The organism is Staphylococcus hyicus, from assembly GCF_000816085.1.
Lineage (GTDB): Bacteria > Bacillota > Bacilli > Staphylococcales > Staphylococcaceae > Staphylococcus > Staphylococcus hyicus.
This window is the reverse complement of record NZ_CP008747.1, coordinates 1,598,411-1,616,730: the sequence shown is the minus strand read 5'-3', so window position 1 is coordinate 1,616,730 and position 18,320 is coordinate 1,598,411. Positions and strand designations below refer to the sequence as shown.

Genomic DNA, 18,320 nt, shown 5'->3' with positions numbered 1-18,320 from the left:
CTAAAATTGTGAGTGGGTGTTTTAAATATGTAAAAAGTGCACGTTGTTACCAAATTTTAAATTAGCTCCCAAATGTTCGAGTGAACGTATGAAATCTGTTAAACTAATTACATTATAATGATGAGAAATAGAAGGAAAGTGAATAACTATGACAAATGTCACGCCTATGATGAAACAATATTTAAATATTAAATCGGAACATAAAGATGCTTTGCTTTTTTTCCGTTTAGGAGACTTTTATGAATTGTTTTATGATGATGCGGTAACTGCTTCTCGTGTGTTGGAAATAACGTTAACGAAGCGCGATGCAAAAAAAGATAATCCGATACCAATGGCAGGTGTGCCATATCATTCTGCAGATGGCTACATTGAAACGTTAATCCAAAATGGTTTCAAAGTTGCCATATGTGAACAAATGGAAGACCCAAGGCAAGTAAAAGGAATGGTTAAGCGAGAGGTCGTACGTGTGGTCACACCTGGAACTTTAATTGAACGCGGAGGTCTCGATGAATCTCAAAATAATTACATTGTTAGTTTCATCTGTCGACAGAATGAATATGCTTTAAGCTATTGTGATGTGAGTACAGGTGAATTGAAAGTGACCCATTTTGATGATGAAAGTACATTAATAAATGAAGTCACGACTATTCAACCCAATGAAATCGTAGTGGACCAACCTCTCACAGATGCTTTAAAGCGACAATTTAGTATAATTACTGAAACAATCACTGTTCGTGAATCGGTTTCAGATACATCATATTCAGTAAACACTATGACACATCATACAATGTCACATGCTGTACAAATACTACTGGATTATATTTTTGACACACAAAAACGTGATTTATCACATATTGAAGAAGTGGTTACATATCAAGCATTAGATTACATGAAGATGGACTTTTATGCAAAACGCAATTTAGAATTGACTGAAAGTATTCGCTTAAAGTCTAAAAAAGGAACTTTATTATGGTTAATGGATAAAACCAAAACCCCGATGGGTGCCCGACGCTTAAAACAGTGGATTGATCGTCCTTTAATACAACGTTCCGATATAGAGCAACGTCACGATGCAGTCGAACAATTTATAAATTATTTTATAGAACGTGATACATTGCGACAATATTTAACTGAAGTATACGATATCGAGAGATTAGTTGGACGTGTCAGTTTCGGGAATGTCAATGCCAAAGATCTAGTACAATTGAAACATTCTATCGCACAAATACCGAACATTAAAGCACTGCTACAAACCATTGATTCTGATGCGATTGCACATTTTAACGCTTTAGAACCTCTAGATGACCTACTTGAAACCCTTCAAAACAGTTTGGTGGATGAACCTCCATTATCTGTTAAAGAAGGTGGTTTATTCAAAGAAGGTTATCATCACCAACTCGATGAATATCTAGATGCCTCGCGCAATGGTAAAACATGGCTAGCGGAATTACAAACTAAAGAACGAGAACGCACCGGTATTAAATCTTTAAAAATTAGTTTCAATAAAGTGTTCGGATATTATATAGAAATTACACGGGCAAATCTGACACAATTTAACCCGGAAGATTATGGATATGAACGCAAACAAACATTAGCTAATGCGGAACGTTTTATTACAGATGAATTAAAAGAAAAAGAAGCTATGATTCTAGGCGCACAAGAAAAATCTGTAGAGTTAGAGTATAAGTTGTTTACGGAATTAAGAATGTACGTGAAAACATTTACAGAACGTTTGCAACATCAAGCAAAAATGATTTCTGAGTTAGACTGTTTACAAAGTTTTGCTGAAATCGCACAAGCTTATAATTATGTTAGACCTACATTTAGTCATGACCAAACTTTGGATTTAAAAGCATCACGCCATCCAGTGGTTGAACGTGTCATGGATTATAACGATTATGTCCCAAATGATTGTTATTTAGACGCATCTGAGTTTATCTACTTAATTACAGGCCCTAATATGTCTGGTAAATCTACGTATATGCGCCAGGTTGCTATTATTAGTATCATGGCACAAATGGGGGCCTATGTACCATGTGATACAGCAGTACTACCCATTTTCGATCAAATTTTTACCCGTATAGGCGCTGCAGATGATTTAGTTTCAGGAAAAAGTACGTTTATGGTAGAAATGTTGGAGGCGCAAAAAGCGTTAAAACATGCTACACCTAACAGTTTAATAATATTTGATGAAATTGGACGTGGAACATCAACATATGACGGATTAGCATTGGCCCAAGCGATGATTGAATATGTTGCTGAAACGTCAAAGGCAAAAACGTTATTTTCAACTCACTATCACGAATTAACTGAGCTTGAAACGGCCTTACCGAGTTTGAAAAATGTGCATGTGGCGGCGAATGAATATAAAGGTGAACTGATATTTTTACATAAGGTTAAACCAGGTGCCGTTGAACATAGTTATGGAATACAAGTGGCTAAGCTTGCGGATTTACCTGAAGCGGTCATTTCACGTGCGCAAGTTATACTGGATGCATTCGAATCAGAGTCCAACACACAATCTTATAACCCACACGTACATCCTAAACACATAGAAATTAATGAAACGAACGATACACCAGCTTTCAAAAAAGCTGCTCAGGATACACGTGTTGAACAAGCTTCTTTTAATTTATTTGATAATGAATCATCTAAAAGTGAAGTTGAATTAGAAATTAAAGACCTCAATATATCGCAAATGACCCCAATAGAAGCATTAGTAAAATTAAATGAATTACAAAATAAACTGAAATAGTAGGTGATGAAATGGGGCGCATTAGAACTTTACACACGTCACTCGCAAATAAAATTGCGGCCGGCGAAGTGGTTGAAAGACCAAGTTCTGTCGTAAAAGAGCTTTTAGAAAACAGTATTGACGCCGGAGCGACTGAAATTAATATAGAAGTTATAGAATCAGGAATTGCTGAAATTCGTATTGTCGATAATGGTTCGGGTATTGAGCAAGATGATTTACCACTTGTGTTTCATCGTCATGCGACAAGTAAATTAGTTGAAGATGACGATTTATTTCATATTCGAACGTTAGGATTTCGAGGCGAAGCATTAGCAAGTATTGCATCTGTTGCTAAAGTTACATTACAAACGTCTACCGATGGGATTGAAGGTTACGAGGTGTATGCAGAAGAGGGTGTGATTCAAGAACAAAAGCCCGCTAAAGCAAAAAAGGGTACAGATATAAAAGTAAGCGCACTGTTTTATAATACGCCTGCAAGACTCAAATATATTAAAAGTTTGTATACAGAATTAGGCAAAATCACAGATATTGTGAATCGCATGGCGATGAGCCATCCTAACATTCGCATGTCGCTAAAAAATGATGGTAAGACGATGCTACAAACGAATGGTTCAGGTCGCACAAATGAAGTTATGGCTGAAATATATGGCATGAAAGTCGCACGTGATTTAGTAGAAATTACTGGAGAAACAAGCGATTATCGAATTCACGGATTTGTAGCAAAGCCCGAGCATTCTAGGAGTAACCGACATTATATTTCATTATTCATTAATGGACGCTATATTAAAAATTTTGTTCTCAATAAAGCAGTGGTTGAAGGGTATCACACGTTACTCACCATCGGTCGCTTTCCAATCGTTTATATCAATATTGAAATGGATCCGATACTAGTAGATGTCAATGTGCATCCCACAAAGTTAGAAGTGCGCTTATCAAAAGAAGAGCAACTGTACACACTCATTGTTGAAAAAATTAAAGCGGCATTTAAGCAAAAGGTGCTTATTCCGAAAAATGATCTTAGCGCTAAATATCAACCCAAAAAGGTGTTGAAACAATTTGAGCAACAAAAGATGGCTTTTGAGCGTCAACAGCAACAACCAACGTTTAAAATTGAAGAACATTCTACTCATGAAGCAAAAAACGTACAGCCTTCATCAGTCGACGAATCCTATGCTAATACTCAAGCTGATTTATATGGAAATGAAGATAAAGAAGCGTTTAATAATTCGCAGCAAAATACGCAATTGAATCAACAGGATGTAATGTATGAACAAGCGCAACGCGATGTTTTATCGACAATGGATGACACGCATATTTCTATAGACCATCCTCAATCGATTCAAGACCCCGAATCGCAATCAAACCCAACACCACGTATTCCATACATGGAAGTAGTTGGTCAAGTGCATGGAACGTATATTGTGGCACAAAATGATGAGGGGATGTATTTAATCGATCAACATGCTGCGCAAGAACGCATTAAATATGAATATTTTAGAGACAAAATTGGTGAAGTAAGCAATGAAAACCAAAACTTACTTATCCCGTTAACTTTTACGTTTACGAAAGACGAACAACTTTTTATCGAAGAAAATATTGATGCGCTTCAACGAGCAGGTATTTTTTTGGAACCGTTTGGTGGCCACGATTATATTGTTAATAGTTATCCTGTATGGTTTCCTAAAGAAGCGGTGGAAGAAACGATTAAAGATATTGTAAATTATGCGCTTGAACATAAGACAGTAAATATTGCGAAATTCAGAGAAGAACTGGCGATTATGATGAGTTGTAAAAAATCAATTAAGGCCAATCATTATTTAAAACATAATGAAATGGCTGATTTGATTGACCAGTTAAGACAAATGGAAGATCCATTTACATGTCCTCATGGCAGACCGATCATTATTAATTTTACAAATTATGAGTTAGAACGACTGTTTAAACGTATACAATAAAGGAGTGTCATCTTGAAAACTACTATTTTACCCGCGATTCGCTCAATGAAAAGCTTGGAAAAATTGACGCAAACGGATTACGAAACGTGTGTCTTACTTGATACGCATATTGGACATTTAAAAAGTGTGATGCAGTTTATTCATAGTAAACATTTACAGCCTTTCATTCATATCGATTTAATCAAAGGGATGAGTCATGATGAATACGCTTGTGAATATATTATCCAATCATATAAGCCCCAAGGCATTGTATCTACGAAAACAAAAGTAATAAAAAAAGCAAAAGCTCTTGGTGTGATTACGATATTTCGAGTTTTTATTATAGATAGTCATGCGCTTGAAAGAAGTATTCACCTCATTCAACGCATCGAACCAGATTTTGTAGAAGTACTACCAGGTATCGCGGATAAAGTCATTGCGCGCATTTATAACGAAACAGGAGTTAAGGTCATTGCCGGCGGACTTATTAATACCGAAGAGGAAGTAAAGGCAGCCATTGATAGTGGCGCAACGTATGTGACAACGAGTGATGAATCGTTGTGGTAATGCTGGAGCAAAGGATGATTAACATGATAAAGCCGAAACAACTTAAACAAGGGGATACGATTGCTATCGTATCTCCGTCGTCAGGTTTAGCAGGTGAACCGCATATTCGCTGGCGAACAGAACAAGGAATACGCTTTATAGAGAACATGGGGTACCGTGTTAAGGTGATGCCCAATACGCTAAATGGACTTCAGTGGAATTATGACCATCCAGAAGCACGTGCAAAGTCATTAATGGCGGCATTTCAGGACGATGAGGTCAAAGCAATTGTATGTACGATTGGTGGCTATGAATCTGTACGCATTATTCCATATTTAGAGCCAACAGTCATTCAACAGCATCCTAAAATCTTTATTGGATACTCTGATATTACAGTCTTGCATGTTTATTTCAATCAACTGGGTTTAACGACATTTTACGGACCAGCATTATTAACAGATTTTGCGGAAAATGGGGGAGCAGATCCTTATACGATGACGTCACTCTTTTCATTAATTAGTGAATGTTTACCATATGGGGAATTAAAACCTGTGCCATATTATCGGAAATATGGATTAAAATGGGAGGAACATTTGCGTCATTTTGAACGTGACAAAATACCTGCCCATGAATTTGAAGTCTTGCAAGGTCATGGTTCGGTGTCGGGCCCATTAGTGGGTGGGTGTTTCGAGTCTCTAGATAAATTAAGAGGGACAACTTATTTTCCAGCGCTCGAAACCTTCGATGAGGCGGTACTATTCATTGAAACATCGGAAGTGCACTCATCACCATGGTCGTTTGAAGAATCCTTACGCACGTGGGGGCTCATGGGTATTTTGAATTGTATAAATGCGTTAATTATAGGGCGACCACACGATGGCGTCTTTCAAAATGAATATCATGCTTCAATTTTGAAAGTATTAAAAGAATTTCAAGCGGATGATTTAATTGTGATTGGTCATGTACCAATTGGACATAATGAGCCTAAAGCAACATTGCCTATGGGTGCAATCGTTACCGTACAAACTCAACCGTGCAAAATTGTGATTAACACTTCGGCAGTTTCTCAAATATAAACCTTAAGTTTAGAGTGTTTTGTAATGAAAATTGTAAAGCGCGTTTTAATCGGTTGAAATGTTATTGACAACGCTTTCATCGAGATGTAATATTAAAAACAAGTTAATAGATGAATCGAGACACTAGAGACTTCTTCGCACGTGTTATTATGCATAGTAATACGGTCAGCTAGGGGTCTTTTTGTCTTTAAAAGGGAGGATACATAATGAATATCTACTTAGCTGAATTTATCGGAACGGCGATACTCCTCTTAATGGGTGGTGGCGTTGTTGCGAACGTCGTTTTACGTAAATCAAAAGGTGAAGGTGCTGACTGGATTGTCATTGCAATCGGTTGGGGTTTAGCTGTAACTTTAGGAATTTACGCTGTAGGAAACTTTTCAGGTGCGCATCTTAATCCTGCAGTAACACTTGCTTTTGCGGTGACTGGAGATTTTCCATGGTCTCAAGTGCCTGGATATATTGCAGCACAAATTTTAGGTGGTATTGTTGGTGCTGTATTAACATGGTTAACGTATTTACCACATTGGCGTGCAACAGAAGATAAAGAAGCTAAATTGGGTGTGTTTTCGACAGCACCTGCCATTCGTAACTACACAGCGAACTTTATTACAGAAATCATTGGTACAGCTGTATTGACATCAGCATTATTATTTATAGGTACGAACAAATTTACAGATGGTCTTAACCCTGTAATTGTTGGTTTACTAATTGTTGGGATTGGAGTAAGTTTAGGTGGTCCAACGGGATATGCCATTAACCCAGCTCGTGATTTAGGTCCACGTATTGCACATGCTATTTTGCCTATTCATGGTAAAGGTCAAAGTGATTGGCAGTATGCAATAGTACCAATTTTAGGTCCTATTACTGGTGGTATTTTAGGTGCAGTGCTTTATCGCTTGTTCTTCCAAGGTACATTTGATGTGTGGACAATTGTTGCAATTGTTTTACTTGTAGTAACATTAGTCATTGGAAGTATTTTAAATAAAAAAATTAAGCATAAAGACTTTGGTGCAATCTAATTTAAATAGTTAAACATGTAAGAGTAGTAATTCTGACACGTGTGATTACGGGAGGTAACATATTATGGGAAAATATATTTTATCAATAGACCAAGGGACGACAAGTTCAAGAGCAATATTGTTTAACGAGAAAGCAGAAATTGTGGGAGTAGCGCAACGTGAATTTAAGCAACACTTTCCAAAATCTGGTTGGGTTGAACATGACGCGAATGAAATTTGGACATCTGTATTGTCTGTTTTAGCTATCGTGTTAAATGAAAATAACGTTAGAGCTTCAGAAATTGCAGGTATTGGCATTACAAACCAACGTGAAACAACAGTTGTTTGGGATAAACATACTGGACGTCCAATCTATAATGCGATTGTTTGGCAATCCCGCCAAACACAAGCGATTTGTGAAGAACTAAAAAATGGTGGACATGAAGAAACTTTCCGTAAAAAGACGGGGTTATTACTTGATCCATATTTCTCTGGAACAAAAGTGAAATGGATTCTAGATCATGTCGAAGGTGCACGTGAAAAAGCTGAAAATGGTGATGTTTTATTCGGAACAATTGATTCGTGGTTAGTTTGGAAATTATCTGGCGGTAAAGCACATGTAACAGATTATTCAAATGCGAGCCGTACGTTAATGTATAACATTCATGACTTACAATGGGACGATGAGTTATTATCCTTATTAGATGTTCCAAAAGCGATGTTACCAGAAGTGAAGCCTTCAAGTGACATTTATTGTGAAACGATTGATTATCACTTCTTCGGTCAAAAAGTGCCAATTGCAGGTATTGCGGGTGACCAACAAGCTGCATTATTTGGGCAAGCATGTTTTGAAAAAGGTGATATTAAAAACACGTATGGTACGGGTGGCTTTATGCTTATGAATACAGGTGAAGAAGCCGTTACGTCAGAACATGGTTTATTAACGACAATTGCCTACGGATTAGATGGAAAAGTGAATTATGCACTGGAAGGGTCAATCTTCGTTTCGGGTTCAGCAATTCAATGGCTTCGAGATGGATTACGTATGATTAATTCAGCACCGCAATCTGAAGCATATGCGAAACGCGTAGATTCTACTGAAGGTGTATATGTCGTACCAGCATTTGTTGGTTTAGGCACACCATACTAGGATTCTGAAGCACGTGGTGCAATATTTGGTTTAACACGTGGAACGGAAAAAGAACATTTCATTCGAGCAACATTAGAATCGTTATGTTATCAAACGCGTGACGTTATTGAAGCAATGGCGCAAGACTCTGGTATAGAAGTGAATAGTTTACGTGTCGATGGTGGCGCTGTGAAAAATAATTTCTTAATGCAATTCCAAGCCGACTTAGTCAATGTTACGGTTGAAAGACCTGAAATTAACGAAACGACTGCATTAGGTGCTGCATATCTTGCGGGTATTGCAACTGGATTCTGGAAAAACAAAGATGAAGTAAGCCACAATTGGAAATTAGAAAAATCTTTTGAACCTCAAATGGATGAAAAAGATGCTAATAAATTATACAAAGGTTGGCAAAAAGCTGTAGAAGCAACAAAAGTCTTTAAATTAGACGAAGCATAGGTCGTATGCTATACTGTAGATAAGTTAATAGTTTACTCGAGAAGAAGAGAGATTTTGTCGTAAAACTTTATGTTAAAGTATATAGGCGGAGTCTCTCTTTTTATCATTATAGGAGGCGTTTTTATGGGACGTTTATCAACGTTACAACGTGATTCAGTAAAGGAAAAAATGCAACAAGAAGAATATGATTTAGTGATTGTCGGGGGCGGCATCACAGGTGCAGGTGTAGCTTTAGATGCTTCAGCGCGCGGGATGAAAGTCGCATTATTAGAAATGCAAGATTTTGCATCAGGTACAAGTTCTCGTTCAACTAAACTTGTGCATGGTGGATTACGATATTTAAAACAATTCCAAGTAGGCGTCGTAGCTGAAACAGGTAGAGAACGTGAAATTGTATATGAAAACGGTCCGCATGTGACTACACCAGAATGGATGTTATTACCGATGCATAAAGGGGGAACATTTGGTAAGTTTTCAACGTCAATTGGTTTAGCCGTGTATGATCGTTTAGCAGGTGTAAAAAAATCAGAGCGAAAACGCATGTTGAACGTACAAGAAACAAAAGATAAAGAGCCACTCGTTAAACAAGATGGTTTAAAAGGCGGCGGCTACTATGTAGAATATCGTACAGATGATGCCCGCATGACTATTGAAGTCATGAAAAAAGCAGCTGAATTTGGTGCAGATATTATTAACTATGCGAAAGTAAGTCAATTTTTATATGATAATCGTAACAAAGTGAACGGTGTGCGTGTCATTGACCGTATTAAAAATGAGCAATTTGAAATTCATGGTAAAAAAGTAGTGAATGCAACTGGTCCTTGGGTAGATGATGTACGTAGCAATGATTATTCAAAAAATAATAAAGAACTACGTTTAACTAAAGGTGTGCATGTTGTTTTTGATGAATCAAAATTCCCATTACATCAAGCTGTCTATTTTGATACTGAAAAAGACGGTCGTATGATATTTGCAATTCCTCGAGACGGCAAAACATATGTTGGTACAACGGATACGTTTTATAATAACGACAAGGCAAGTCCTTTAGTAAACCAAGAAGACCGTGATTACTTAATCAATGCGATAAACTACATGTTTCCAACTGTTCATGTTAAAGATGAAGACATTGAATCAACATGGGCTGGTATTCGTCCACTAATACTTGAAGAAGGCAAAGATCCATCTGAAATTTCTCGTAAAGATGAAATTTGGGAAGGAGATTCAGGTCTCTTAACTATTGCGGGCGGTAAATTAACAGGTTATCGTCATATGGCAAATGAAATTGTAGATCGCGTTGCGAAACGTTTAAAACAAGAGTATAAATTAGAATTTAAACCAGCGAATACCAAAAATATCCCAATGTCTGGTGGCGATGTCGGTGGTAGTAAAAACTTCGAATCATTTGTTGAAGACAAAGTGAAACAAGCAAAAGGATATAATTTAGATGAAAAAGTGGCACGCCAGTTAGCCAAAAAATATGGATCAAATGTAGATGAATTATTCGCGCTAACACAAGCTGCACAACACCAAAGTACTGGTTTACCTTTAGAGATGTATGTTGAATTATTATATGGGGTTCAAAATGAGCTGGTTGTTAAACCAACAGACTTCTTAATTCGTCGTACTGGTGCACTGTACTTTGATATCGACTCAGTTCAAAAATATAAAGATATCGTAACCAATGTTTTAGCTGATTTAATCGGCTATGACGACAATACAAAAGCAGTTTACAAACAAGAATTAGAAGATGCTATCACACACGCCATTCATGGACAACATCAATCAGCAACAGCATAAATTGCTATAAAAAAGTATAATTATCGGAGTAAGATATAAATCTATGAGATTATGTCTTACTCCTATTTTTTTATTAAAAGGCGCTCGTAAAAAGAGATAACAATTTTTGTGTAACTAAAAAAGCGCTATTGTCAAACGTTAGGGCGACCTAGCTAAGTCCAAATGCGTTATAATAGGCATGAAATATTATTTTGTTGCGCGACATACGTGAGACATGTTAGAAATGAAACGCTATGGTAAAGTTGATGTATGTGATGGATAAGGAAAGGTGGATCTATAAAATGGTTAAGAAAGAAACCATGAAAATCGCATTATCTGATGAAACTATTTTAGAAGCGAAAATCGATTGTGCTGATCATGAAGCAGTAGGGATTGTACATATTTTTCACGGAATGGCAGAGCATATGGATCGTTACGAACGTCTTGTAACACTGTTTAATCAGCAAGGATACCATGTAATTCGCCACAACCATCGTGGTCATGGAAAAGCGATAAACACACTACGAGGGCATTTCAATTCTGTAGATGAAGTCGTTCATGATGCACATGAAATAAAAACGACGTTACAACCTACCATAAATGAGACGCTACCCTACATCATTTTAGGACATTCGATGGGGTCGATTATCGCACGACGTTATGTCCAATTGTATCCTAATAATGCTGATGGCTTAATTCTAACTGGCACTGCATTATTCCCGAAATGGAAAGGCTATGTCAATACAATCGCATTAAAACTTGTCACTTTATTAACTGGCAAAAAACGACGCTTAAAATGGATTAATCATCTTGTAACAGGTACTTTCAATAAAAAATTCAAACCGACCCGTACACCGAGTGATTGGATCAGTTCGGACGAGCATGAGGTAGATATCTTTATACAGGATGAATATACTGGTTTTTTTGTATCAAACCAGCTAGTGTATAGCGTCATGCATCATATTATGAAAACAGCACAATTAAAAGAAATAGCAAGAATGGATCCCAATTTACCTATTTTACTTATTGCTGGAAAAGCGGATCCATTTGGTGATTATGGAAACGGTATACGTCGACTTGGTAAAGTGTTAAAGAGAGGCGGTATTAAGCATATTACCGTACAACTTTATAAACAAAAGAGACATGAAATATTATTTGAAAAAGATAAAGAAACGGTATGGCGTCATATGTTAGACTGGATGAGTCGTCAAATTATAAAGAAAAAAAGTGAGTGAAATGTGTGAGTGAAAAAAAGCCTTTATTAATCGTTATTGTTGGCCCGACTGCGAGCGGTAAAACAGAATTAAGTGTGGAACTTGCCCAAAGAATAAATGGAGAAATCATTAGTGGAGATTCCATGCAAGTGTATAAACATATGGATATTGGAACGGCAAAAGTTTCACCAGATGAAATGAAAGGAATCCCACATCATTTGATAGATATTTTATCACCTGATGAAACGTTTACTGCTTTTGACTTTCAACAACGTGTCAAACCATTAATTGAAGACATTACGCAGCGTGGTAAAGTTCCTATCATTGCTGGTGGGACAGGATTATATATTCAATCTGTAATTTATAATTATGAATTTGACAATGAAGAGGTGTCAGTTGATAAAGAAGCAGAAGTTGCCGAAAAAATGCGTCTTCTTAGTACGTTTTCAAATGAAGCATTACATAATTATTTAGGAACGTTCGATCCTGTCTCACAAGCAAACATTCATCCAAATAACCGTCAACGCGTTGAGAGAGCGGTTTCATACTATTTAAAGACGAAAAAAATTTTGAGTAATCGCAAGAAAAGTCACCAATTAACAGAAAATTATGATACATTATTATTAGGGATAGAAATGTCGCGCGATACATTGTATCATAGAATAAATAAACGTGTAGACATTATGTTGTCTCAAGGTTTAATGGATGAAGTGCAACACCTTATTGAATTAGGTTATGAATCATGTCAAAGTATGCAAGCGATTGGTTATAAAGAACTTATACCTGTGGTGCATAATGAACTTGAAATGGACCAGGCAGCAGATTTGTTAAAACAGCATTCAAGAAATTATGCTAAACGACAATTAACCTGGTTTAAAAACAAACTTAATGTTCATTGGTTAGATAGAGAGAGAATGTCACTTCCAGAAATGCTAGATGATATTTTAACCCAAATACACAAAAGGAGAAATGAACATGTTTGACAAACAAGATATTCAAGAAACGTATCTCGAAAACTTTAAAAATGAGGAGAAAGAATTAACAGTCTTCTTAACGAATGGTTTTCAACTAAGAGGTACAATTGCAGATTATGATCAGCATGTGGTTGATTTTCTTTCTCAAGGAAAACATCATTTAATCTATAAACATGCCATTAGTACATTTTTAGAAGGTACAAATTAACTTTTGGTGCTTTATTTATAGGTTGAAGGGATGTATGGCATAATTGAATATTGAATAAAATGTGATATTGTGCTATTAATATGAATTACATGATGCTCGAAAATAATCACACATGATGTTAATTTAACACCATGTGTGATTGTTTTTTTTACAATAAACTTTCAATGGCTTCAGAGAGTTGGAGCGGTTGTTTTTGTGGTGAAAAACGTTTCACGACATTTCCATCACGATCGATTAAAAATTTTGTGAAATTCCATTTTATTTTCTCATTCAGTAATCCAGATTGTTGTGATTTTAAAAACTGAAAAAGTGGATGTGCATGTGTGCCATTTACTTCTATTTTTTGATGCATTGGAAATGTGACACCGTAGTTTAATTGACAATTTTGCGTAGCTTCAGCACCAGAACCTGGTTCTTGATGCCCAAATTGATTACATGGAAATCCAAGTACTATAAAGCCTTGATCTTTATATTGTTCATAAAGTGCTTGTAAGTCTTTAAACTGAGGTGTAAATCCACATTCACTTGCCGTATTGACGATTAACATGACGTCGCCTTTATATTTAGATAATGTATATGTGTCACCATTGGATTGTTCCACTTCGATATCATATAATTGCATTCTATCACCTCATAGTTAATATGTTTTATTTAATACATGACTCAGTTAAAATATATCACATTGTTAGCACATAGTCTTATACCAATGTTTGTGATAAAATACACGATGGTACGTGTATAGAAATGAGGTGATTGAAATGACGTATAGACAAAGTTATTCAACCGAAAAAATTAAAGAAAAAGCGCTATTGATAGGGGTGCATACACAATCCTCTGAATTTAATTTTGAAAGTACGATGTCTGAATTAGAGGCGCTTTCAGATACATGTGGTTTAGAAGTTAAGGGGACATTATCGCAAAATTTAAAAGATATGCACCCTAAACATTATATGGGGAAAGGGAAATTGCAAGAAGTCCAAGATGCTGTTCACTTTCACGACATAGATGTCATCGTCACCAATGATGAACTTACGACAGCACAGTCTAAACACTTAAATGATATATTAGGTATTAAAATAATTGATAGAACCCAACTCATCTTAGAGATTTTTGCTATGCGCGCTCAAAGTAAAGAAGGTAAACTGCAAGTGGAATTTGCGCAATTAGATTATTTACTACCACGTTTAATGGGGCATGGGAAAAGCCTATCACGTTTAGGCGGTGGAATTGGAACGCGAGGACCGGGTGAAACAAAACTCGAAACAGATCGACGTCACATCCGTACGAGAATGAATGAAATTAAACGTAAATTAAAAGAGGTCGAAATTCATCGTGAACGATATCGTCAACAAAGAGAACAAAATGAAGTGTTTCAAATCGCACTTGTTGGATATACAAATGCTGGAAAATCTTCATGGTTCAATGTATTAACAGAAGACGAAACGTATGAAAAAAATCAATTATTTGCAACGCTCGACCCAAAAACTAGACAAATCACTATAAATGATGGTTTTCAATTGGTCATTTCAGATACGGTAGGATTCATTCAAAAATTGCCGACTACATTGATTGATGCATTTAAATCAACGCTAGTAGAAGCGAAACAAGCTGATTTATTAATTCATGTTGTTGATGCGAGCCATAAAGAAGCTAAAATTCAATATGAAACCGTATTACAACTGATTAAAGATTTAAATATGGATCACATCCCGCAAGTCGTTTTATTTAATAAAAAAGATTTGATGCATGAAGCGCCACCTATAAGTCCTCACGCATCATTGAGTGTATCTTCTAAAGATGAACAGGATCAAAAACGGGTGAGACAATTATTATTTGAACAGCTTAAAAGACAACTTACGCATTATGAAACTTCATTGGAAGTTGCAAAAGCGGATCAATTATATACTTTAAAACGTCATACATTAGTGACATCTATAGATTTTAATGAGACAGATGAAACCTATCACATACAAGGATATCGAAAATAAAAGAAAGAAGTAGAAGCATGAATAATATTTCACATTTAATCCAAGAGGTAGAAGCAGACCTCGAACCCCACTTTAAAGCCATCGAACAACGTGCTTTTGAAAATCAAGCGCGTGTGTTAGATGCATTTCATCATGTCAAAATCACTGAAGCTGATTTACAAGGTTCAACGGGTTATGGCTATGATGATTTTGGACGAGATCGCCTAGAAGCGGTTTACGCAAATGTATTTAAAGCAGAAGATGCCTTAGTGCGACCACAAATTATTTCAGGCACACATGCGATCACGATTGCATTACAAAGTTTACTCAAACACGGAGATGAGCTGCTCTATATTACGGGACGACCATACGATACGTTGTTAGAAGTCATCGGTGTTAACGGCAATGGTATTGAGAGTTTGATAGAACGTGGAGTGACGTATCAAGATGTACCACTGAAAGAAGGTTGTATCGACATCGATACCGTCCTTCAAACCATTCATGACAAAACAAAAGTGATAGCGATTCAGCGTTCAAAAGGATATGACCAACGTCCATCTATTCATATCGATGAAATAGAAAATGCCATTAAAAAAATTAAAGCGCAACACCCACACTTGACGATTTTTATTGATAATTGTTATGGAGAATTTGTGGAAACACGTGAACCCATTGAAGTGGGGGCTGATCTCATAGCAGGATCACTCATTAAAAATCCAGGCGGTGGGCTTGCGAAAATTGGTGGCTACATTGTCGGGAGAAAAGACTTAGTTGAACGTTGTGGCTATCGTTTAACAGCACCAGGAATAGGAAAAGAAGCGGGGGCATCGCTAGGATCATTACATGAAATGTATCAGGGCTTTTTCTTGAGTCCCCATGTCGTGAGCCAAAGTTTAAAAGGTGCACTTTTTACAAGCTTATTATTGGAAAAATTAAATATGAAAACAACGCCGCGTTATTATGAACCACGAACAGATTTAATTCAAACTGTATCATTTGAGACGAAAGAACAAATGATACAATTTTGTCAAAGTATTCAACATAACTCGCCAATTAATGCACATTTTAGTCCTGAGCCAAGCTATATGCCCGGATATGAAGATGACGTTATTATGGCGGCAGGTACTTTTGTACAAGGATCTTCAATTGAATTGTCGGCAGATGGTCCTATTCGACCTCCATATGAAGCTTATGTGCAAGGCGGCTTGACATATGAACATGTAAAGCTAGCAGTTTCGCGTGCAGTTTCACAATTAATAGATAAAAAGTTAATTTAAAGTGATAATGACCTGATATGAGATTTCATGTCAGGTTTTCTTACATATTTTTGTATTGTCAGAATTTATATGCTATTGTAACGATAAGTTCAAAATATTCAAGGAGATGTGGGAGATGGATAACGATAAAATTCGACGCAACATGCCTGTATTTCCGATGAGTGTTGTCAGTAAGTTAACGGATTTAACTGCACGTCAAATTCGTTATTATGAAACACATGAACTCATTTTCCCTTCAAGAACAGAGGGAAATAAACGTTTGTTCTCATTAAATGATTTAGAAACGTTACTTACCATAAAGCATTTACTTGAAAAAGGCTTTAATATGAAAGGCATTAAACAAATCATGCTTGAAGAACAAAATAATTTGAATAATGAAGAAGCGCTTTTAAGAAAGCAAATGCTCGTTGATACGACGCAAAAACCTCAAAGAGATTCTATACCACTAAACCGTGGTGACTTATCACGCTTTTTCAAATAATCCAATGGAGGCTATGATCCAATGCCAAAACAAAATTTTACAAAAGATGACATCCGACGCTTTGCAGAAGAAGAAAATGTACGCTATATTCGCTTACAATTTTCTGATATTTTAGGAACAATCAAAAATGTAGAAGTACCAGTAAGCCAATTGGAAAAAGTACTCGATAATGAAATGATGTTTGATGGTTCATCTATCGAAGGATTTGTTCGTATTGAAGAATCTGACATGTATTTAAAACCTGATTTAAACACTTGGGTTATCTTCCCATGGACAGCAGGGCAAGGTAAAGTTGCGCGTTTAATTTGTGATGTTTACACAACTGAAGGTGAACCATTTGCAGGGGATCCTCGTAGTAACTTGAAACGTGTACTTAAAGACATGGAAGCATTAGGTTTTACTGATTTTAACCTTGGACCAGAGCCTGAATTTTTCTTATTTAAGTTAGATGAAAAAGGCGAACCAACGATGGAATTAAATGACCACGGTGGTTACTTCGATTTAGCACCTACTGATTTAGGTGAAAATTGTCGACGTGACATCGTGTTAGAATTAGAAGATATGGGCTTTGATATCGAAGCAAGTCACCATGAAGTGGCACCAGGTCAACATGAAATTGACTTTAAATATGCAGATGCTATCACAGCATGTGATAATATTCAAACATTTAAATTAGTTGTTAAAACTATAGCGAGACAACACAATTTACACGCGACATTTATGCCAAAACCATTATTTGGTGTGAACGGAAGCGGTATGCACTTTAATGTGTCATTATTTAAAGGTAAAGAAAATGCATTTTATGATGAAAGCGGCAAAATGGAATTATCTCAAGATGCCTACCATTTCATCGCAGGAATTATGAAAAATGCACGTGGCTTTACAGCAGTGTGTAACCCATTAGTGAACTCATATAAGCGTCTTGTACCTGGCTATGAAGCGCCAAGTTATATTGCATGGAGTGGCAAAAACCGTTCTCCATTAGTACGTGTTCCTTCATCTCGTGGATTATCTACACGTGTGGAAATTCGCTCGGTTGATCCAGCTGCTAATCCATACATGGCACTTGCAACAATTTTACAAGCTGGTTTAGATGGTATTAAAAACAAAATAGAAGTTCAAGAACCTGTTAACCAAAACATTTATGAAATGAATCGTGAAGAACGCGAAGCAGTAGGTATTGAAGATTTACCATCTACTTTGTATACAGCGCTTAAAGCTATGCGAGAAAATGATACGGTCAAAAAAGCATTAGGTGATCACATTTATAATCAATTTATTAACTCTAAATCTATTGAATGGGATTACTATCGTACGCAAGTCAGCGAATGGGAAGTTGACCAATACATGAAACAATATTAATTTTGAAAACCCTTGAAGTCATTGACTTTGAGGGTTTTTCTTTTTGATTTTTTTCGCCCTATTAAAATGATAATAAGAGATGAATTAAACTCATAATACGCTTCGTATAAGCTTTAATGTTATAAATGTAAACGAGTATAATCATGCCTGTAACCCCTCAT

The 18,320-nt window shown here is 36.3% G+C and carries 14 protein-coding genes and 1 pseudogene; 14 read left to right on the top strand and 1 reads right to left on the bottom strand.

Annotated elements, in window-relative coordinates; all coding sequences use genetic code 11:
* The first annotated feature begins 148 nt into the window (after positions 1–148).
* From mutS to hfq, 10 genes and pseudogenes are all read left to right on the top strand, one after another.
* Positions 149–2,755: a DNA mismatch repair protein MutS gene (gene mutS / locus SHYC_RS07680; RefSeq protein WP_039645973.1), complete on the top strand. Its 2,607-nt coding sequence runs from the start codon at positions 149–151 to the stop codon at positions 2,753–2,755.
* A gap of 11 nt (positions 2,756–2,766) precedes the next feature.
* On the top strand, positions 2,767–4,710 hold the full coding sequence (mutL, locus tag SHYC_RS07675) for a DNA mismatch repair endonuclease MutL (RefSeq protein ID WP_039645970.1): 1,944 nt from the start codon (positions 2,767–2,769) through the stop codon (positions 4,708–4,710).
* A gap of 12 nt (positions 4,711–4,722) precedes the next feature.
* Positions 4,723–5,256 carry a glycerol-3-phosphate responsive antiterminator gene (locus SHYC_RS07670; protein WP_039645968.1) on the top strand — a complete coding sequence of 178 codons (534 nt, stop codon included), beginning with the start codon at positions 4,723–4,725 and terminating at the stop codon, positions 5,254–5,256.
* Positions 5,257–5,279: 23 nt separating this feature from the next.
* Complete coding sequence (locus tag SHYC_RS07665; RefSeq protein ID WP_039645966.1) at positions 5,280–6,311, top strand: S66 family peptidase; 1,032 nt, start codon at positions 5,280–5,282, stop codon at positions 6,309–6,311.
* 206 nt (positions 6,312–6,517) lie between these two features.
* The gene (locus SHYC_RS07660) at positions 6,518–7,333 is read left to right on the top strand and encodes an MIP/aquaporin family protein (RefSeq protein WP_039645964.1); all 816 of its coding nucleotides are present in this window, start codon (positions 6,518–6,520) and stop codon (positions 7,331–7,333) included.
* A 64-nt stretch (positions 7,334–7,397) separates the two neighbouring features.
* Positions 7,398–8,900: pseudogene (glpK, locus tag SHYC_RS07655) on the top strand (glycerol kinase GlpK).
* Positions 8,901–9,023: 123 nt separating this feature from the next.
* Positions 9,024–10,697 carry a glycerol-3-phosphate dehydrogenase/oxidase gene (locus tag SHYC_RS07650; protein WP_039645962.1) on the top strand — a complete coding sequence of 558 codons (1,674 nt, stop codon included), beginning with the start codon at positions 9,024–9,026 and terminating at the stop codon, positions 10,695–10,697.
* A gap of 281 nt (positions 10,698–10,978) precedes the next feature.
* Positions 10,979–11,911, top strand: coding sequence for an alpha/beta hydrolase (locus SHYC_RS07645; RefSeq protein ID WP_039645960.1), 933 nt, complete (start codon positions 10,979–10,981; stop codon positions 11,909–11,911).
* 5 nt (positions 11,912–11,916) lie between these two features.
* Positions 11,917–12,873, top strand: a complete 957-nt coding sequence (miaA, locus tag SHYC_RS07640; protein ID WP_039645958.1) for a tRNA (adenosine(37)-N6)-dimethylallyltransferase MiaA — start codon at positions 11,917–11,919, stop codon at positions 12,871–12,873.
* Entirely contained in the window at positions 12,866–13,072 is a 207-nt protein-coding gene (gene hfq, locus SHYC_RS07635) for an RNA chaperone Hfq (RefSeq protein ID WP_039645956.1), read from the top strand. Before miaA ends, hfq begins: the two co-directional genes overlap by 8 nt.
* A 148-nt stretch (positions 13,073–13,220) precedes the next feature.
* On the opposite strand, the gene SHYC_RS07630 is transcribed toward hfq, so the two are convergent.
* Positions 13,221–13,694 carry a glutathione peroxidase gene (locus tag SHYC_RS07630; RefSeq protein ID WP_039645954.1) on the bottom strand — a complete coding sequence of 158 codons (474 nt, stop codon included), beginning with the start codon at positions 13,692–13,694 and terminating at the stop codon, positions 13,221–13,223.
* A gap of 136 nt (positions 13,695–13,830) precedes the next feature.
* On the opposite strand from SHYC_RS07630, the gene hflX reads away from it, so the two are divergent.
* The 4 genes from hflX to glnA all read left to right on the top strand — a co-directional run bounded on the left by hflX (position 13,831) and on the right by glnA (position 18,159).
* Complete coding sequence (hflX, locus tag SHYC_RS07625; protein ID WP_039645952.1) at positions 13,831–15,060, top strand: GTPase HflX; 1,230 nt, start codon at positions 13,831–13,833, stop codon at positions 15,058–15,060.
* 17 nt (positions 15,061–15,077) lie between these two features.
* Positions 15,078–16,316, top strand: coding sequence for a methionine gamma-lyase family protein (locus tag SHYC_RS07620; RefSeq protein WP_039645949.1), 1,239 nt, complete (start codon positions 15,078–15,080; stop codon positions 16,314–16,316).
* Between the two features lie 115 nt (positions 16,317–16,431).
* A complete protein-coding gene (locus tag SHYC_RS07615; protein WP_039645947.1) occupies positions 16,432–16,797 on the top strand; it encodes a MerR family transcriptional regulator in 366 nt (121 codons plus the stop codon).
* Positions 16,798–16,818: 21 nt separating this feature from the next.
* Positions 16,819–18,159 (top strand): type I glutamate--ammonia ligase, encoded by a 1,341-nt coding sequence (glnA, locus tag SHYC_RS07610; protein ID WP_039645945.1) that lies wholly within the window; start codon positions 16,819–16,821, stop codon positions 18,157–18,159.
* Positions 18,160–18,320 lie beyond the last annotated feature (161 nt).

Coding starts and splice junctions, on each gene's coding strand:
- SHYC_RS07630 (WP_039645954.1), bottom strand. CDS start 13,694: ATGCAATTATATGATATCGAAGTGGAACAATCCAATGGTGACACATAT.
- SHYC_RS07665 (WP_039645966.1), top strand. CDS start 5,280: ATGATAAAGCCGAAACAACTTAAACAAGGGGATACGATTGCTATCGTA.
- SHYC_RS07645 (WP_039645960.1), top strand. CDS start 10,979: ATGGTTAAGAAAGAAACCATGAAAATCGCATTATCTGATGAAACTATT.
- mutS (WP_039645973.1), top strand. CDS start 149: ATGACAAATGTCACGCCTATGATGAAACAATATTTAAATATTAAATCG.
- SHYC_RS07620 (WP_039645949.1), top strand. CDS start 15,078: ATGAATAATATTTCACATTTAATCCAAGAGGTAGAAGCAGACCTCGAA.
- SHYC_RS07660 (WP_039645964.1), top strand. CDS start 6,518: ATGAATATCTACTTAGCTGAATTTATCGGAACGGCGATACTCCTCTTA.
- mutL (WP_039645970.1), top strand. CDS start 2,767: ATGGGGCGCATTAGAACTTTACACACGTCACTCGCAAATAAAATTGCG.
- hfq (WP_039645956.1), top strand. CDS start 12,866: ATGTTTGACAAACAAGATATTCAAGAAACGTATCTCGAAAACTTTAAA.
- SHYC_RS07650 (WP_039645962.1), top strand. CDS start 9,024: ATGGGACGTTTATCAACGTTACAACGTGATTCAGTAAAGGAAAAAATG.
- hflX (WP_039645952.1), top strand. CDS start 13,831: ATGACGTATAGACAAAGTTATTCAACCGAAAAAATTAAAGAAAAAGCG.
- glnA (WP_039645945.1), top strand. CDS start 16,819: ATGCCAAAACAAAATTTTACAAAAGATGACATCCGACGCTTTGCAGAA.
- SHYC_RS07615 (WP_039645947.1), top strand. CDS start 16,432: ATGGATAACGATAAAATTCGACGCAACATGCCTGTATTTCCGATGAGT.